Raw genomic sequence first — 18,215 nt, forward strand, 5'->3', positions numbered from 1 at the left:
TTAACTCCATTTCATCTTTACTGCGCCGCTTCCATGGCACTTTGCTGAGCGGGCTTGGTTGGCTTTTCTGCTTTTTCTTTTCAGTCATCCTAGAGGCATTGCTGTAAAGCTATTTTAGGACTAGACAAATAATTCTTTGTAATTCTTACCGACATAACGATGATTCACGGGTGAAAAATCCGTGGTAAAATTACCTGTCTTACCACGCGTCAGCTGCGTGCCGTTTGCGTGCCAAAACCATCGTGAAAAAGCGGGAAAAAGGACATAAAAAAAGGGTGTTAAAAATGTGAAACCCGTTGATTATCAATGAAAGTCATCAATATTCAACGGGTTAGTCGGTGCCCAGAACAGGAATCGAACCTGCACTACCTTGCGATAACCAGATTTTGAGTCTAGCGCGTCTACCAGTTCCGCCATCTGGGCCTTTTGATTTGGAGCGGGTTGCAATATTACTGCATCACTTTAATCCCGCCAAAATCCTGTCAAGGTATTTTTTGCGGTAGTAGTATTCTTTTACCTGCAACAGTTCTTTTTCGGTAGTAGTACCTTCCTGATAATTTTCCACAATCTTTGCCACGGGCTCATAGATCTCTTTTTGGGTTTGTTGTATGGTTTGCTGCAGCCGGTCTGCATCCGCCTGCTCCGACACATCCAGCGCCTGCTCGTTCAGGTCCATCATTTCCATCAGGAAATCGGGCGTTAACTGGTATTTTTCCTCTTCCTCCAGCAATCCCTTCAGCTTCAGTACGTATTTGATCGTTTCGTCGGCGTGCGTGAACACCTTGTACGCCGTATTTACCTGCGATGCCTTTTCCAGGGCCTCGGCCTGCTCTTCGTCAGAGGCCTGCCCGTGAAAATCGGGGTGGTATTTGCGGCTCAACTCGTAAAACCGCTGTTTTACCAGTGCCTGGTCCGGTTTCAGGGTAACGGGTATGTCGAAAAGCTCAAAAAAGTTCATGTGCGTTGTGTCGTTTGCAACCGCAAAGTTAGCTGTAAATGCCATGAGCGGCTAAACTTTAACAGCTGCGGATGATGGCGCGGATTTTCACCCGGTGAGACGGGGATAGGGATTTATGGGGATGCTGCTTACCCAAACAAAAACGCCACATCCTCTTCGGTCAGCGATTTCACGAAACCCTCGTCTTCGCTGATCAGTTCGTCCGCCAGTTTTTTCTTGCGCTGCTGCAACTGGATGATCTTTTCTTCAATGGTGTCTTTGCAGATCATTTTGTACGCAAATACATTCTTTGTCTGGCCAATGCGGTGTGTCCTGTCTATCGCCTGCTGCTGCACTGCTGTGTTCCACCAGGGGTCGAAAAGGAAAACATAATCGGCGGCGGTGAGGTTGAGTCCGGCATTGCCCGCCTTCAGGCTGATCAGAAAGACCCTTTCATGCGAATCGCTTTGCTGGAAACGGTTTACGAGCAATTGCCTGTCGGCTATTTTTGTATTGCCATCGAGCCGGCAGAACGGGATGTTGTTTTTAACCAGCGCCTTTTCCAGGAGATCGAGCATTTGTGTAAACTGAGAGAACACAAGCGCCTTGTGGTTGGCGGTAATGTTCTCCAATTCCTGCACCAGCACCTCTGTTTTAATAGAATCGTAAGAAAAAAGATCCTCGTCTTTTACCAGTTCGCAGGAGTTGCATACCTGGCGCAGTTTCATCATGCCATGTAACACGGACAACTTTCCTGCCTGCAAACCTTTGTTCTGGATCTCCAGCGTGATGCTGCTGCGGATGTTCTCGCGTATGGATTCGTATGCCATCCGCTGGTCGTTTCCCATATGGCACCAGAGGATCGTTTCTGTTTTTTCGGGGAGGTCCGGTGCCACCTGTTCTTTCGTGCGGCGAAGCACAAACGGAGCGGTGAGTTTTTGCAGCGCCCTTGTTTTGTCTGCGTCCGCATCCCTGTCTATCGGGTCGGCGTATTCTGTTTTGAAAAATTCCCTGCTGCCAAACATGCCCGGTAAGAGAAAATCGAGTTGCGCATACAGGTCAAATGTATTGTTCATGATCGGTGTGCCGCTCAACGCGATGCGCATCATCGCATTCAGCTGGTTCACCGTTCGCGTGATCTGCGATGCGGGGTTTTTGATGTTCTGGCTCTCATCGATCACTACCGTACTGAAAGAAAGGGATGCCATCAGCTCCACATCGCTACGCAAGGTTCCGTAACTGGTAATGATCACATCGATGCCTTTTTCTTTCAGTTGTTCAAAGTTCCGCGATGGGCCATGGTACACCATTTTGCTGAGGGAGGGTGTAAATTTTTCAAGCTCCTGCACCCAGTTGTAGATGAGTGTTGCCGGGCAAACGACCAGGTGCGGCAGCCCGGGAAACTGCTGGCTCCTGCCTGCCAGCACGCAAATGGTTTGCAGCGATTTGCCAAGACCCATATCGTCTGCCAAACAAGCGCCCGCGCCTGCCTCACTCAACAGCAACATCCACTCATAGCCTTTCTTTTGATAGGGGCGGAGCGTGGCATGAACGGTGGAAGGAACAGGATAAATGTTTTCTCCGGGCTGCTGCCAGCGGTGCCATTTCTGCCACCAGTCTTTGGGCAGCACAGGTTTAAGCACTTCCGTGCCCTCAACTGCTTTTTCTTCGTTGAGCGCCATCCACCTGGCTACTTCAACCTGTTTTGTTTTTTTGCCGGATTGGATCTTTCCATGTTTGAGAATGGCGGAATAGCGCGAGAGCCATTCTTCGCCCAGTACGCCCAAGCTGCCGTCTTTCAGCAACACGGCGCGCTGGCCCGCGAGCAATATTTTTCTAAGTTCTGCAAGCGATACTTCTTCCTCGCCAAAGAACAACTGGAAATCAACCAGCAAAGCGCCTGTGTCTTCTTTTTCTTTGATGCTGATCTTTGTTTCCGGTTTATGGGGAGAATAACGGAAATGCTGCAGCATATCCATCCCCACCACCGGTACATCCATTTCGAGAAGCTTGTGGTATACCTTCAGGAACCATTGTTTTTTCTGTGCCTCCGCAAAAGAAATATGAAAGTAGCCGTTGCGTTGTTTTGCAAAACCGGGGTGAAGCGCCTGCAGCATTTCGCTGAACGCTTTCTCTGTGTCTTTGTGGCGGAGCAGCATGTAGAGGTCGCCGTTGCGTACCACTTCTGTTTTTTCCTGCCAGGGGCCTTCGGCTAAAAATCCATCGTACAGCCACTGCGGTGTGATCACGAGGAAGGAATTACTGATCTCGCTCAGCATGATGCGGCTAACGGGCGGTTGGTCTATAACGGTTGCCGTGAAACAGTTGTTGCGGTTAACCGGGTAGTCCATTTCGAGCCGCGACAGTACCTCACGCGTAAGCGCCTGCGGATCTGACTGGAACTGTGCCGGGTTTATCTTCTCCAGCCAATCAAGGGTCTGGTTGTCTTTGTACGATAATAAAAAATATTCGTTGTTGCTTTCGAGCAAAAATGCATAGCGCGAGAAAAGGGCAAGCGGGTACACGCTCCCGTTTAGTGTAACGGTTGCCTGTAGTAAAAAACGGTCGCCGTCTTTCACCACTTCAAAAGCAAGTTGCGGTTTGTAATTGCTGAATGTGCAGGGAGCGGTCTTTACGTTTCCTTTTTCGGTGGGCACGCTGTGGTACCATTTTACTTCCGCGGCAAAGGGTTTGAATTTGAGCAGCCGTTCATACAGTTTCCTGGTAAGGGCGGTTTTGCTGTAGGCTTCGTAAGGGAGATCGCTTTGCTGAAGTTCAAACGTGCGCCTGATCTCCGCGCGCAGATCGCCGATGGCTTCTTTGCTGAGTTGAAACAAAACATCTTTCGCCTCTTTCGAAACAGCGGAAAAGGAGCGGCGGATCTCGACGTTGTCGAGCGCTTTTGTAGCAAAGTCAACCCCTTTGGGCGAACGCGTTACCTGTATAAAAGACAGGACGGCGCCATCGGAAAAAATGCGGTGCGGTGATAATAGTAGAGCCATAGCAAACGGGGGCGAATATAGGGGATTCCCGAGTTGCCGCTACACGATGTTGAAAAATGAAAAAGCCTTTTGTTGTGTGAAAACAAAAAGCGCAACCCATTGTGTGGGTTGCGCTTTTACAATCGATCGCCGGTCTTTTTATTTCATCACTTCTTCAATCACTTTACCTACCGCACCACTTGGCATCTGTATATGCAGCAATGCCGCTACGGTTGAGGCAATATCCGTCATATAGGTCTCGCGGTTGGTCTTTCCTTTTTTGATGCCCCATCCATAGAACAGCAGCGGGATGTGTGCATCGTACGGGTACCACAACCCGTGCGATGTACCGGTTGCTGTATAGCTTCCCTCGAGGTAGCCCGATTTCAATACGATCTGCACATCGCCACTGCGCGCGGGGTTGTAGCCGTTGGCCATCATGTTGCGCATGGTGCTGTTTACGGGTACGGTCATGATGTCTGCTGTGGCAAATGCATTGGCAACAGCAGGGCTTTTCTTAAGGTATTGAACGATCCATTTCTTTACCGCGTTTTCATCCGCATTTGCGGAATCCAATCCCGGGTGGTTGAGCGATACCTGGTAATTGTACATACTTACCACTGCTTTGCGGATCCCGAATTTTTCTTTCAGCGCTGCGTTCATCTCTTTCATCGCGCCACTCTCGTCGAAGCGGCCACCGGGCAATTTGTTTTCTGTCATGAACGCGGGCACATGCGCAACGGCATGATCGGCGGTAAGGAATACTGTGTATTGGTCCTTGCCAACGTTTGCATCAAGGTAATCGAACAAACGACCTAGGTCGGCATCCAGTCGAACATAATCGTCTACCTGCTCCCATGAATTTGGCCCAAATGCGTGTCCCACGTAATCAGGCGATGAAAAACTCACCGCGAGGAAATCCGTTACCGCATCTTTACCGAGTTCCTCTGCTTTAACCGCCGCTTTCGCCATTTCTACCGTAAGCGTATTGCCCCATGGGGTTGATGAGATCTTGCTGTAATCCTTTCCTATGTAAGAAGAGAGATCGTACGGAAAGGCCAGCTGGTCTTTCCCGAAGGGTTTCGATTCATACGCTTTCGCGTCGAGCGGTGTGGCGTACTCAGGGTAGGTTTCTTTCGGTAAAGCAAGGTTCCAGTTGAGTTTATACAGTGAGTCTACCAGTTTGCGGCTGTTAAAGTTGTTTACCCATGCCGGCAGCTCATTCATGTAATACGTGCTGGTGATGAAATTGCCTGTTTTTCCTTCGTACCAATAAGCGGCATTGGCAGCGTGCCCGGCCGGTAAAATAGAGCCGCGGTCTTTTAAGGCCACACCGATCACTTTGCTTTTGAAATTGGTGGCGAGGCGCAGCTCATCACAAATAGAGGTTACGAGCATGTTGCGCGGGCTCATCTGCCCGTCTTCTTCGCTTTTACTGCCCACACCTTTTACCGTTTTGTCTTCGCTGCAATAAATGCTCTTCATCTGGGCATTGTCCCACCACGCGTTCCCCGTAATACCATGCACTGCCGGAACGCTTCCCGTGTAGGCGCAGGTATGGCCGCAGGCGGTGATGGTTGGGGTATAGGGGATCAAAGTGTTCTCACAGGAAAACCCCTGGCCCAATAATCTTTTAAAACCGCCATTGGCCTTGAAAATGGGGTTGAAGCGGTAGAGATAATCCCATCGCATCTGGTCTATCACGATGCCAACCACGAGTTTTGGCCTTTTTACGCCTTCATTGGGGGCTGTGGCGGTAGATTTTTGTGCGCTGGCGGAGATGGCCATCAAACCGGCGAAAACCGGCAAAATCAGTCTTTTCATTTGGGTATATTTAGAGTTTCACGCGGTTTTTTATCAACAAAACCGTTAAACAAGCTGTGAAGGTAAGGGTTAGGCGATAATTACGCTTGCCTCTTAGGGTGTAAAACTTTACTTTTGCAGCGATTTGATAATTAAGTAATAATCTAATAATATGGCAGACATCTTTGAAAGATTACTCAAGAGTTATGGACCAATCGGTCAGCACCGCGAAAGGGCGCACGGCTATTTTGCCTTCCCTAAACTGGAAGGTGAGATCGACAGCCGGATGACGTTCCGCGGCAAACAGATGGTGGTTTGGAGCCTCAACAATTACCTGGGCCTTGCTAATCACCCCGAGATCCGCAAAACAGACGCCGATGCGGCCGCCAAATATGGCCTCGCTTTGCCGATGGGCGCACGTATGATGAGTGGCAACAGCAATTTCCACGAACAGCTCGAAGCCGAACTCGCAGCGTTTGAAAGCAAAGAAGATGCGATACTGATGAACTTCGGTTACCAGGGCATCATGAGCGCCATCGATGCGGTCTGTGGCCGTCATGATGTGATCGTATACGACGCAGAGAGCCACGCCTGCATTATCGACGGGCTGCGTCTTCACCCCGGGCACAGGTATGTGTTCAAGCACAACGACATCGAAGACTTTGATAAACAGATGGAACGTGCCACCGCACTCATCGAAAAACAAAAGGCGGGCGGTATTCTCGTGATCACGGAAGGTGTTTTCGGGATGGCGGGCGACCAGGGTAAACTGAAAGAGATCATCGACCTGAAAAGCAAATACGAGTTCCGTTTGCTGGTAGACGATGCGCATGGATTTGGCACACTCGGAAAAACGGGTGCAGGTGCAGGAGAGGAGCAGGGTTGCCAGGACGGGATAGACCTTTATTTTTCCACTTTTGCAAAATCGATGGCATCGATCGGCGCATTTCTTGCCGGCGACAAAGCGATCATTGATTATATCCGCTACAACATCCGCTCGCAGATCTTCGCCAAGAGCCTGCCGATGCCGATCGTGATCGGGAACCTGAAAAGGCTGGAACTTCTCCAGACACAACCCGAACTCAAAGAAAGGCTATGGAGCAATGCAATGAAACTGCAGAAAGGACTGAAAGAAAGAGGGTTTGATATAGGCAACACCAACACCATGGTAACGCCTGTATACATGAAAGGTGGTGTGGAAGAAGCCACAGCCATGGTAATGGACCTGAGAGAGAACTACCATATTTTCTGTTCGATCGTGGTGTACCCGGTGATCCCGAAAGGGCATATCATCTACCGCCTCATTCCAACAGCGGCACATACCGACCAGGACATTGAAGAAACACTGACGGCGTTCAGCGAAACAAAAGCGAAACTGGATGCGGGTGCATACAAAGTAGAGATGATCCCCGACATGGCGGGATAAGCATATTCAAACCTGTTGACAAGCCTTCCGGATGATCCGGGAGGCTTTTTTCTTTTCTGTGCAGGAGGGTTATAGAAATACTCCACCCAACCAAACAAAAATGCCTCCCATCAGGAGGCATTTTTGTTTGCTGACCAAAGGGCCTATAATTTTTTCATCAACTCATTTGCCGCTCTCACGTAATCATCATTTTTTGCTTCTGTGGCAAGGGCCACGGTTTTTTCTGCGCTGGCTTTTGCGGCAACTTTGTCGCCAAGGTCTTTCTGAATTTTCGCCTGTAGCAGGAACATATAATACGCTTTCGGGTTGGCAGCCGTTGCTTTGGTGATCAGCGGCAATGCCTTGCCCGGGTTCTTATCCCAATCGTAATAATACTGTGCGGTTGCGAAATACACATTCGGGTCAACGGTTTCTGCCGCAAGGGCTTTTTCTACCTGGATGCGGATGCGGTCCTTCACCGTTACGCTCATCGGGATGCGTACCAGTGTTGTTCCCCACATGAGTTGAAGCTCGCAGCTTTCGGGCTGGAGGTTGGCAAACTGCATGGTAAAGTTCTCAACTTCCATCGGGAACTTCTCCGCTTTTACGCGGAAACGGTTTACGTCTTCGCTTTCTTTATAGCCGTCTGTACCGCCATTGTTGAGTCCTTTGTTGATCACCACATCCCAATATTCTTTTCCCGGGATGGTGTAAAGAACATAAGACCCGGTGTCGAGCATTTTTCCGCCCATCATTACTTTTTCAGAGAAGAAAAGCCGGGTGGCTGCATTGGCGCCTGTGCGCCATAATTTCCCGATAGGGGCGAGTTCACTGTTTTCTTTGAACACGGTTCTGCCTTTTAAGGCAGGGCGTGAATAAGTAACTTCAGCAACGCCAAGACCGATGGGCTGCACAATTTTCTGCGTAGGGCTCGGCGCCGGCATCCTGATCTGCGAGTAAGCGGATATACCACACAACATGGCAACCAGTAAAAGTGATCTTTTCATATTTGTACTTGTTTTGAAGTACAAACATAGGGGTATTGGTGCAATTAAAGGACGCGGTCAAAGCCTGATGGTAAACTCGATCTGCTGCCCGTCTTTACCATCAGCCAGTGTTCTCCAACGCGGGTAATCCTTCACTGCTTTGATAACAAGATCGTTTACAGAAGCATCGTAAGATTTCAGGATGTACACTTCCACCGCTTTGCCGTTTTTGTCGAGTACCAGTTTCAGTTCAATATCACCAAGTACGCCGGAGGGGTCTTTCTTAAAAATGCGGATCTTATTGCGGAGCTCTATTTTGAATTTTTCCCATTCGCCCAGGGGGAAAAACAAAAGGTTCGCGCCTTTCGGGTCCAGTTCTTTTTTCTGTTTGAGATCGATCGTTGCATCGTTGTTTTGTGTTTTTGTCATCGCGGCGCCCAGCAGGTCTTTTTTCTTTTCGGAGCGCGGCGCCACTATCACTACTTCATTAAGCGGGCTCGATTCGGGGGACATTACAACGGTTGGTACAACATTGCCAGCCGAAGTTATGTTTGAGCTTATCCCAACACCCGTTACAACGGCCGCATTGGCAACGCTGAATGCCGACACCTGCGCTTTGGACAGGGGTGCAACGCTTTTCTGGAAGCCGGCAAGCGTTGCAAGAGAGTCCGGTTTTTCATTGCCGTTCACATAAGACAAACGTGCATTTTCTGTTCGAACAGGATTTGTAATGCGTTCGTTTTTACGGTTAAGCACAGACAATTCCGCTAATTTTCCCCGGAGCACATTGTTGGCCATTTCAGATCCCGCAATGTTGATGCTGGTTGTTGTAGCGGTATCGGTTGAACGTTTAATCACCCTGCTCTGCAATGCGTCCGCCGCAACCATATCCCTGGAAAGGGTTTGCTCATTTTGCAGCACCATAGGACCGGGTGCCTTCTTGACCGCGTGCGCTGCGCCTGCCGGTTTTTTTGTGATCGACGCTATGTCTGGTGATGCATCGGAACGCTTTGCAACAGGGGCGCCCGCTTCCTGTTGCTTTTGGGGTGGCGATAACGTCATTCCTGTTGATTCCTTTGCGGCCTCCCGCCGGGTTGAATGGTCGGGCATGAGTTGCCAGCCAACCGCGGCTGCACCGGCAACAAGGATGATCATTGCCGCAACCTTCCACCACTGTTTGCGTGCCCGCATGGGGATGACCCTGGTGTCTTCGTTCCCGCTGGCAAGGCTTTGGCGTATTTCAGAAAGATCGCTTTCAACGGTTGACAGTTCCACGCGCTCATACCCTTCAATGACATCTGCGAGGAAGGGATCCTGCAATGCGGCTTTCTCCAATGCGTGCATTTCTGCCGGTGGCATTTTGCCCTGCAGGTATCTTTCGATATCCTCGAATGAATAATTGATATGGTGAAGAGGTTTACTCATTTTTATCCATGCATATTTTTAAATTTCTTCTCCCGTTCTGAACCAGGCTTCGAACACGATTCCATTCGAGGCCGGTGGTCTCTACAATTTCGTTGTAACATTTGCCATCGAGGTAAAACAACTGTATGATCTTTTTCTGCTCTTCCTGCAACGACCCGATGCACCTGCCCAGTTTTTGAAATTCTTTTTCTTTTTCCAGTATATCATCCAGATGAGAGAAATCTTCCGATTGCATAAAATCGGGCTGAAATTCAACCACCATTGTTTTCTGCGTTTTGCGCAGCTGCATCAGGCAATGATTTTTCGATACTACATACAGCCAGCTTTTGAAATGATCTACCGCATGGGTTTTTAACTTGGCGATCAGCTCCTGGTAAATATTCATCACCGCATCTTTCGCATCTTCGCGGTCCTTCAGGTATTTCAGGCAAACACCAAATACAAGATCTGTGTACCGCATATAGAGTGTGGCCAGCTCAGACTGGTCGCCCGAAGCCTGGTAGGCTTTGAGCAATTGTTCATCCGTGTGCCCGTTGTTCTCTATGTGCTTTACAGGTACCATTCTTTTCGTAAGATAATTTTTTTCAGGTCGTTGTTATGTAATTCTCCGCTCGTCACCATCCTGTATGAAACCAATCACATGAAACGATTTTTTTTATTCTGCCTGCTGCTGTTGGTAATGGCCACAGGTTTTACCCGTTTTGCGCGCACCATCAGCGGCACCATAACAGATGATGCAGGAAACCCGGTAATTGCACAAATTCTTATCAAAGGAACACAAAAAACAGTGGTCTGTTCGCCGGCAGGCAGTTTTAACATCGAAATAACCGGTGATCAAACGGTATTGGTGATCAGCGCCGCCGGTTACCAAACCAGGGAGCTGAAGGTTGGCAAACAAAAGAAACTTACCATCAAACTCCAACCTGTTGATGTTTCATTGAACGAAGTTGTGATAACCGCTTCGGCCGCGCCGCTTCGTAAGTCGATTGCAGGGAATGCCGCTGCGGTTAACAACAACCGGTCGTATTTTGCGAAAGGTAATGTAGTGCCCGGAGCTGTAAGTGATTTGTACACCGCCCGTGGTGTTGCGCCGTTCAAACAAAAAGAATACCGTTTTGCGGAGCGGGATCGGTTTGATAGGGAAGGTTACGACCACATCATCGAAAATCCTTTTATGGCGGTAACGGATAATCCTTTGTCAACTTTTTCAATCGATGTTGATGCCGCCTCTTACAGCAATGTGCGCCGCATCTTAAAAAGCGGCCGCCTGCCAGAAGAAGGCGCGGTGCGTATTGAAGAGATGATCAATTATTTCAGTTACGACTATGCACAGCCAACGGGCAAAGATCCTTTTGCGGTGCATACGGAAATCGCCGTTTGCCCATGGAACAAGGAGCACCAACTTGCGCTCGTGGGCCTGCAGGGCAAAAAGATCGATGCGTCTGCCCTTCCGCCCTCCAATCTTACTTTCCTGATCGATGTGAGTGGAAGCATGGCGGTAGACAACAAACTTCCCCTTGTAAAATCATCCTTGAAACTGCTGGTGGATCAATTACGGCCCCAGGATAATGTCTCGATCGTTGTATACGCCGGCAATGCGGGCCTTGTACTTCCGCCAACGGAGGGCGACCGTAAGATGGCCATCAAAGAAGCGATCGACCGCCTTGAATCAGGCGGCTCCACTGCCGGCGGTGCGGGTATTAAACTGGCTTACGAGGTGGCCAAGAAAAATTACAACAAAGCGGGCAACAACCGGGTGATCCTTTGTACGGACGGTGATTTCAATGTGGGTTTATCGAGTGATGATGCGCTGGAAACACTCATTGAAGAGGAAAGAAAAAGCGGTGTCTACTTAACGGTGCTCGGCTATGGAATGGGCAACTACCAGGATGCGAAAATGCAGAAGCTTGCCGATAAAGGCAATGGCAACCACGCCTACATCGACGACATCAGCGAAGCGAAAAAAGTTTTGATCAATGAGTTCGGTGGTACGCTGTTCACGATCGCAAAAGACGTAAAACTGCAGATCGAATTTAACCCGGCCAAGGTAAAGGGCTACCGCCTCATCGGTTATGAGAACCGGATGCTTGCCAAAGAAGATTTCAACAACGATAAAAAAGACGCGGGCGAAATGGGCAGCGGCCATACGGTTACCGCTATTTACGAACTGATTCCTCCCGGGGCGGCCATTCCCAACGCGGTTGGCGTGGATTCACTCCGTTACCAGGTACCGCTCATGGCAGTGAGCACCACGCAACGCGATCTTTTTTCGGGTGAGCTGATGCACATCAAACTCCGCTACAAGCAACCGGACAGCGAGGTGAGCACATTGTTGTCGCATCCGGTAAGCGGCAAGCCCCTTGCCATCGAAAAGGCATCTGCCAATTTCCGTTTTGCAACAGCCGTTGCTTCGTTCGGTATGCTGCTCCGCAACTCGCAATACAAAGGCACTGCAACCTATCGCCTTATCCGCTCACTCGCCGCTGACGCAAAAGGGAACGATGCGGAAGGATACAGGAAGGAATTCATCGACCTGGTGGAAACGGCATCGAGGCTGCAGAAAGGCAGGGAAACGGCCTCGGTTGAGGATTATTAAGCGGGAATGATTCGTAGCATAAAAAAAAACGGTAACAAATGAGAGGATGACCTTTGTTCATCCCTCTCTTATTTGAACGCCGGATGAAACCGCTGCAATGTATCCCGCAGGAAATCCCTGTCGAGATGCGTGTATATCTCGGTGGTGGTGATGCTCTCGTGTCCCAGCATCTCCTGCACCGCGCGGAGATCCGCCCCGCCCTCTACCAGGTGGGTGGCGAACGAATGACGAAAGGTGTGGGGCGACATGTGCTTGGTGATACCCGCTTTTGAGGCCAGGTCGCGGATGATGTAAAAGATCATTACCCTGCTCAGGCTTTTGCCGCGGTTGTTGAGGAACAGGAAATCTTCAAAACCGGTTTGCATCGGTTGGTGTACGCGGATGTTTTCCTTGTAGAGTTTGATGTATTTGGTGGCATCGCTTCCTATCGGAACAAGCCGTTCTTTGTCGCCTTTGCCGATCACGCGGATGAAGCCCACGTCGAGATAGAGGCAGGAGATCTTCAGGTTCACTACTTCGCTTACACGCAGCCCGCAACTGTACATGGTTTCAAGGATCGCTTTGTTGCGGCCGCCCTCGGGTGTGCTTTGGTCTATCTGCGCGATCACGCTTTCGATCTCTCCAAAAGTCAGCACATCGGGTAACTTCCTGCGTGTCTTGGGTGTTTCGAGCAAGGTAGAGGGATCGAGCTGGCTGATCTGTTCCACTAGGCAATACTTGTAAAAAGCACGGATACCCGAAACGATCCTGGCCTGCGATGTGGCCGTCATGCCAAGCTCGCCGATCCATTTTACAAAATGCTGAAGATCCTTTAACCCGAGCTCCGCAGGTGTTACCAGGTGATTGACGCTCTGTAAATAATCGGTGAGTTTCTCCACGTCGTGCAGGTATGCTTCAACCGAGTTATCGCTCAGCGATTTTTCGAGACGGAGCCATGCCTTGTATCCTTTTTTATACGCGTCCCACATAGGAGAATTTGACATGAAGGTAGGAGGGATTTGGGGATTTGCGCAGCGGCCTGCCGTTAATTGGATTTTGTGGATATGGAAACACACTGTAATTTCAAAACCTCCCGATAACCAAAATTACCGACTGCTGCAATGCTTGTAAATTTCCGCTCGTTCAAACAAAAAGTACGCTACCATGGGAAGAAGATGAAACGTTTTCTTGCCAGGCTCGAAAAGAACCCACCCCGCAACCTCGATGCCATCGCGCAGACGATCGACACGGAGGTATGGGCCGAAGTGGGTTGCCTTACCTGCGCAAACTGCTGCAAAAGCATGACGCCAACGTTTACCAATACCGATATCAAACGCATCTCGGCACACCTCGGTATGCGCCCGAATGCCTTCAAATCAAAATGGCTCAAATACGATGAAGACAACGATTGGGTAAATGTTTCGCGGCCCTGCCAGTTTCTCAACCTGCAAGACAACAAATGCAGCATTTACGAGGTTCGCCCGGCAGACTGCTCCGGGTTTCCGCACCTGAAAAAGCGCCGGATGACGGAGTACCTGCATGTGCACCAGCAGAATGTTTCGTACTGCCCGGCAACCTATAAAATGGTGGAGAAGTTGATGGAGCGGGCAGGGGGAAAGGCATAACTCCCGGGGCAACGCTTAAAAATAGACGTCCTCGATCATGAAAACTTCCTTCACCTCGTCGTTAACAACGGTTATTGCCAGCACATCGAACTGAACATATTCCCAATGCTGGTTTTGGTATTGGTATTCTTCCGCGATGTTTTTGAGATTGCTCATTTTGGCGCTGGTGATGCTTTCTTCGGGGCGGCCATACCGCCGCGAGTGGCGGGTTTTCACTTCTATAAAATGAAGGAACTTCCCTTTAGAACAAATGATGTCAACCTCCCAATGCCTGAAGCGCCAGTTTCTTTCCAGGATGGTATAGCCCAGTTTTTCGAGGTGCGCGGCAGCCAGGTCCTCGCCCGCATTGCCTTTGGTTTGATTCGATTCCATAGTGCCGTGTAAAGTTTGGTGTTAAAACTAAGGCTCCGGATACGATAAACTACATTTGTGCGTTATAGGAAAATACGCGTAAATATTACCAGGATGCAGATCAAAAACGGAGTTTATAAACTGAAGGGGAAAGTGATGAATTATGCATGGGGCGGTACTTCGTTCCTGCCTGGGTTGTTGCATATTTCCAATCCGGAGCAAAAACCTTTTGCCGAATACTGGATGGGCGCCTATCGGCTCGCGGCGGCTGAACTGGTTACGCCTGAAGGCGATCTTTCCCTGGATTCGCTGATCAGGGAGCATCCTGAACAGTTCCTGTCTGCCCAGGCCTTATCGCGCTTTGGGGAGCTTCCCTATCTTTTTAAGGTACAGGATGTGAAAGATATCCTGTCTATCCAGGTTCATCCCAACAAAAAAGAAGCGGAAGAAGGGTTCGACAGGGAAGAGGCCGCGGGCGTTCCCATCAATGCCCCCCACCGTAATTACAAAGACAGGAACCACAAACCGGAAGTAATGGCGGCATTGAGCGAGTTCTGGCTGCTGCATGGTTTCAAAGCGCAGGCGGCGATAGAACAAACGCTGGAAGATGTGCCCGAATTCAATATTCTCCTTTCGTTGTTCAGGAAAGAGGGTCTCAAGGCGCTCTACCGTTTTGTTATGGAAATGGACCAGGTGGATGTGAACGCCATGCTGAACAGCCTCATCAAGCGCGAACTGCGTAAGAAAAACGATGGCGAGCTTACCAGGGAAATGCCCGGTTGGTGGGTTGCAAAACTGTTCCATGGCAAAAACGAGATCGGCAACATCGACCGCGCTATTTTTTCGATCTACTTTTTCAACATCGTAAAAATAAATCCAGGCCAGGGTATCTTCCAGGGCCCGGGCATCCCGCACGCCTATATGGAGGGCCAATGTATTGAACTGATGGCCAACAGCGACAATGTGCTCCGTGCCGGCCTTACACCCAAGCACATCGATGTTCCCGAATTGATGAAACATACGGTCTTTGAAAGTACCATACCCAATGTAATGAATGGAGAACCCGTGTTGCCCGGCGAAACGATCTATCCTTGTCCCGTAGCCGATTTCGGTCTCGCCCGCATAGAGCTTGCGGCAGGCGGCGGTTACGAAAACAGGGCAACCTCATTGGAAATACTGGTGGTGACCGAGGGCGGCATCCTCATCAACAATTCGCTCGTATTGAAAACAGGAGAAGCGGCGGCAGTATTGGCAGGAGAAGATTATCACATAAGGGCATCGGGCCATTGTGTTTTGTTCAAAGCCTTTGTTCCGGCCGGATAAGGTTTTACACAGCCTGAGGAAAAATGCGATGGCTCCAATAGAATTAACGCCTATTTTTGCAACGAAACACGATTCAAATGAAAATCACCAGATCTCTTGTTATTTCCCTTTGCCTGATGGTATTGATCAGTGCACTGTACCGCATCATGCCTAACCGCCCATGGGGTTTTGCTCCACAGATCGCGATGGCCCTGTTTAGCGGTGCGCTCTTTGTGAACGATAAAAAATGGGCCTTCGCTTTGCCGCTCATTTCGCTGTTTATATCAGATTGCCTTTACCAGGTGTTGTATACCTATGGCCTCACGCCGATCCAGGGTTTTTACGATGGCCAATGGATCATGTACGTTCTTTTCGGCAGCATGACCGTATTTGGATTTCTCATCAATAAAAACAAGGTTGGTAATGTGCTGCTGGCTTCGCTTGCCGCACCCACCACTTATTTCCTGCTTTCCAATTTTGTTGTGTGGGCTTCTCCAAAACAAGGTTTCGGCCTCAACCGCCCGCAAACCTTTGAAGGTTTGGTATTGACCTACGGCGATGCTTTGCCATTTTTCAAATTCAGCGTGATCGCAACTGTTGTTTTTTCTGCGGTTCTGTTTGGAACCTATTACCTGGTTCAGCAAGTGAATGCAAGAAAAGAACTGGCTTAATAGATCTCCCTCATATTTTTAAAGGGCTTCCATAACGGGAGCCCTTTTTTTGCTACGGTCTTAATGCAAGGGCGGTGAACCAGTAATTTTCATGCTGCAGTTTTTGCTGCACATCCACTTCTATTCGTTTTGAAAACAAAGGGCAGTTCAGTACCAGCGTATGAAACTCTCCATTCTCGCCGCACACATCCACGCCAACAGATTCAAGCTCCTGTATGGTGGACGGTGTGATCATCTTCCCAAGAAAACGTTCACCCATCACCATATTACAGCTTACGATCATGGTTTCGATGCCACTGTTGAGCATCTGCATCACCAGCTCTTTGCGGTCCTGCTGCCAGAGCGGAAGCACGGCGGTAATACCGGCATTGGCGCATACTTTTTCTTCCCAGTCGCGGTGCGGCTGAAGATCGATGTCGCCGAACACGGCATGCGACACATTGAATTCCTGTTTGAGCGATGCGAGCGCACCGGTAAAGTTTTTTTCATAATCCTGCCAGCTGCTGCTCACCATGTGGATCGGCAACCCAGCTGCCCCTGCCTGGGCCTTTAATATGCCGGAGGGAATGCCGTGGCTCCGGGAGATCTTTCCTTCTTCATTGAGCACGTTGAGCAATACTGCTGGCGCATATTCCATTTCAATGGCGCGCATGAGTGCAAAGCAACTGTCTTTGCCGCCGCTCCAGGAGCACAGGGTGTTTGGGTTGTTCATGTGTGTAAAGATAAACCGTTTGAGGAGGAGCGCTCAAAATGAATGGATGAGTAAAAGAACAAACATACATCGATCAAGAAACGCGGTGGTGGAAGGAATGAAAAAAATGCCCGCAATCTTCAATTGCCCTCTTCATATCCCTCATCTACCAGCAGGTTTCCGCCATCGGCAGCCTGTGTGGCCAGTTCGTCGCAGCGGTTGTTGTGAACGTTGGATGCATGCCCTTTCACCCAATAAAAACGGATCTTGAAATGTTTGGCAAGCGCGTGGTATTGCATCCACAGGTCCCTGTTCTTTTTGCCTCCCTTAAAATCGGTACGGATCCAATTGTCGAGCCATTTTTTCTCCACGGTATTTACCACGTACTGGCTATCTGTATAGATTGTAACGGGAATGTTTTTTTTGGTGAGCGACGATAATGCTGCGATCACCGCCATCAGCTCCATCCGGTTGTTGGTGGTATGCCTGTAACCTGCAGAAAGTTCTTTCCGTTTATCGCCCCACATCAACACCACGCCATACCCACCCGGCCCGGGATTGCCCCGCGCCGCGCCGTCTGTATAAATGATAAGCTGGTGCGCATTTTTTTGTTCCATGTAACTTAATAATTAGGAATAAGTAAGTTGTAATTATTAATTCCTAATTCCTAATTATTAATTAAAAAGTAGTTGCCTTTCATATACAATACCGCTTTCCCCGCAATGGTAACCCGTTCGTTTTTCGATGCGCACCAAAGGTGCCCTTTCCTGGCGGAGAGTTGTACGGCGGTGAGGGTTGTTTTATCCAGTTCTTTTGCCCAGTAGGGGATCAGGGTGGCATGCGCCGAGCCTGTTACGGGATCTTCGCCGATAACAGAATTGGGCACGAAGAAACGCGATACAAAATCTGCTTCGTCTCCTTTTGCCGTAACGATGATGCCCATTGTTTCCACTTTGTTGAGCTGCATGAAATCTGCCTCCAGTTTTTCTATCTGCTCCTGCGTTTCATACACCAGGAAATAATCGCGCGAGCGTAACACCGTTTTGGGTGCGATGCTGAAGCCGTTGAGCAACTCCTGTGGTGGTGTGCAGGGCAAAGGCATGCGTGCGGGGAAATTCATTTCCAGGAGATCGTCTTTTTTTACAACGGTCAACACGCCGCTTTTGCTATGGAACGTAACGGTATCAGATGGATGGCCCAGTTCATTGAATACAACAAAGGCCGTGGCCAGGGTGGGATGCCCGGCGAGATCGATCTCCAGTTCGGGTGTGAACCAGCGGATATCGTAACTGCCGTCTTCTCTCTTCACAAAAAATGCGGTTTCTGACAGGTTGTTCTCATTGGCGAGCTGCTGCATGGTTTTGGTGGGCAGCCATTTATCGAGCGGGCAAACCGCTGCGGGGTTTCCGCCAAAAACATGATCGGTAAAGGCGTCAACCGTATAGATCGGGTATTGCATATTC

16 protein-coding genes and 1 tRNA gene are annotated in these 18,215 nt (G+C 49.5%); 5 read left to right on the top strand and 12 right to left on the bottom strand.

Annotated elements, in window-relative coordinates:
- Positions 1-339: 339 nt before the first annotated feature.
- The 4 genes from GWC95_RS08225 to pafA form a co-directional block, all read right to left on the bottom strand.
- Positions 340-423: transfer RNA gene (locus tag GWC95_RS08225), tRNA-Leu, on the bottom strand.
- A gap of 34 nt (positions 424-457) precedes the next feature.
- Positions 458-1,003, bottom strand: coding sequence for a Fe-S protein assembly co-chaperone HscB (gene hscB / locus GWC95_RS08230; protein WP_161818230.1), 546 nt, complete (start codon positions 1,001-1,003; stop codon positions 458-460).
- Positions 1,004-1,086: 83 nt separating this feature from the next.
- A complete protein-coding gene (locus tag GWC95_RS08235; protein WP_161818231.1) occupies positions 1,087-3,939 on the bottom strand; it encodes a DEAD/DEAH box helicase in 2,853 nt (950 codons plus the stop codon).
- A gap of 138 nt (positions 3,940-4,077) precedes the next feature.
- Positions 4,078-5,742 carry an alkaline phosphatase PafA gene (gene pafA, locus GWC95_RS08240; protein ID WP_161818232.1) on the bottom strand — a complete coding sequence of 555 codons (1,665 nt, stop codon included), beginning with the start codon at positions 5,740-5,742 and terminating at the stop codon, positions 4,078-4,080.
- A 151-nt stretch (positions 5,743-5,893) separates the two neighbouring features.
- Between pafA and GWC95_RS08245 the strand changes: the two genes are divergently transcribed.
- Positions 5,894-7,147 (top strand): aminotransferase class I/II-fold pyridoxal phosphate-dependent enzyme, encoded by a 1,254-nt coding sequence (locus GWC95_RS08245; protein ID WP_161818233.1) that lies wholly within the window; start codon positions 5,894-5,896, stop codon positions 7,145-7,147.
- Positions 7,148-7,290: 143 nt separating this feature from the next.
- On the opposite strand, the gene GWC95_RS08250 is transcribed toward GWC95_RS08245, so the two are convergent.
- The 3 genes from GWC95_RS08250 to GWC95_RS08260 are packed head-to-tail and all read right to left on the bottom strand — an operon-like array spanning position 7,291 to position 10,099.
- Positions 7,291-8,133 carry a DUF2911 domain-containing protein gene (locus tag GWC95_RS08250; RefSeq protein WP_161818234.1) on the bottom strand — a complete coding sequence of 281 codons (843 nt, stop codon included), beginning with the start codon at positions 8,131-8,133 and terminating at the stop codon, positions 7,291-7,293.
- 57 nt (positions 8,134-8,190) lie between these two features.
- Positions 8,191-9,537 (bottom strand): anti-sigma factor, encoded by a 1,347-nt coding sequence (locus GWC95_RS08255; RefSeq protein ID WP_161818235.1) that lies wholly within the window; start codon positions 9,535-9,537, stop codon positions 8,191-8,193.
- Positions 9,530-10,099, bottom strand: a complete 570-nt coding sequence (locus tag GWC95_RS08260) for an RNA polymerase sigma factor (protein WP_161818236.1) — start codon at positions 10,097-10,099, stop codon at positions 9,530-9,532. The genes GWC95_RS08255 and GWC95_RS08260 overlap by 8 nt, the downstream gene beginning before the upstream one ends.
- 78 nt (positions 10,100-10,177) lie before the next feature.
- Here GWC95_RS08260 and GWC95_RS08265 point away from each other — a divergent pair, with 78 nt between their 5' ends.
- On the top strand, positions 10,178-12,133 hold the full coding sequence (locus GWC95_RS08265; protein WP_161818237.1) for a vWA domain-containing protein: 1,956 nt from the start codon (positions 10,178-10,180) through the stop codon (positions 12,131-12,133).
- Between the two features lie 68 nt (positions 12,134-12,201).
- Here GWC95_RS08265 and GWC95_RS08270 read toward each other — a convergent pair whose 3' ends face one another.
- Positions 12,202-13,116, bottom strand: coding sequence for a site-specific tyrosine recombinase (locus GWC95_RS08270; protein WP_237722109.1), 915 nt, complete (start codon positions 13,114-13,116; stop codon positions 12,202-12,204).
- A gap of 117 nt (positions 13,117-13,233) precedes the next feature.
- On the opposite strand from GWC95_RS08270, the gene GWC95_RS08275 reads away from it, so the two are divergent.
- Complete coding sequence (locus tag GWC95_RS08275; protein WP_161818238.1) at positions 13,234-13,737, top strand: YkgJ family cysteine cluster protein; 504 nt, start codon at positions 13,234-13,236, stop codon at positions 13,735-13,737.
- 15 nt (positions 13,738-13,752) lie between these two features.
- Here GWC95_RS08275 and GWC95_RS08280 read toward each other — a convergent pair whose 3' ends face one another.
- Positions 13,753-14,109, bottom strand: a complete 357-nt coding sequence (locus tag GWC95_RS08280) for a YraN family protein (protein ID WP_161818239.1) — start codon at positions 14,107-14,109, stop codon at positions 13,753-13,755.
- A gap of 57 nt (positions 14,110-14,166) precedes the next feature.
- Here GWC95_RS08280 and manA point away from each other — a divergent pair, with 57 nt between their 5' ends.
- A complete protein-coding gene (manA, locus tag GWC95_RS08285) occupies positions 14,167-15,411 on the top strand; it encodes a mannose-6-phosphate isomerase, class I (RefSeq protein WP_317164109.1) in 1,245 nt (414 codons plus the stop codon).
- A gap of 77 nt (positions 15,412-15,488) precedes the next feature.
- On the top strand, positions 15,489-16,061 hold the full coding sequence (locus GWC95_RS08290; RefSeq protein WP_161818240.1) for a DUF6580 family putative transport protein: 573 nt from the start codon (positions 15,489-15,491) through the stop codon (positions 16,059-16,061).
- Positions 16,062-16,113: 52 nt separating this feature from the next.
- On the opposite strand, the gene GWC95_RS08295 is transcribed toward GWC95_RS08290, so the two are convergent.
- The 3 genes from GWC95_RS08295 to GWC95_RS08305 all read right to left on the bottom strand — a co-directional run bounded on the left by GWC95_RS08295 (position 16,114) and on the right by GWC95_RS08305 (position 18,211).
- Entirely contained in the window at positions 16,114-16,773 is a 660-nt protein-coding gene (locus GWC95_RS08295) for a Dph6-related ATP pyrophosphatase (protein ID WP_161818241.1), read from the bottom strand.
- 119 nt (positions 16,774-16,892) lie between these two features.
- The gene (gene rnhA, locus GWC95_RS08300) at positions 16,893-17,369 is read right to left on the bottom strand and encodes a ribonuclease HI (RefSeq protein WP_161818242.1); all 477 of its coding nucleotides are present in this window, start codon (positions 17,367-17,369) and stop codon (positions 16,893-16,895) included.
- 50 nt (positions 17,370-17,419) lie between these two features.
- Positions 17,420-18,211: a PhzF family phenazine biosynthesis protein gene (locus GWC95_RS08305; RefSeq protein WP_237722110.1), complete on the bottom strand. Its 792-nt coding sequence runs from the start codon at positions 18,209-18,211 to the stop codon at positions 17,420-17,422.
- Positions 18,212-18,215 lie beyond the last annotated feature (4 nt).

The organism is Sediminibacterium roseum, assembly GCF_009939005.1.
Lineage (GTDB): Bacteria > Bacteroidota > Bacteroidia > Chitinophagales > Chitinophagaceae > Sediminibacterium > Sediminibacterium roseum.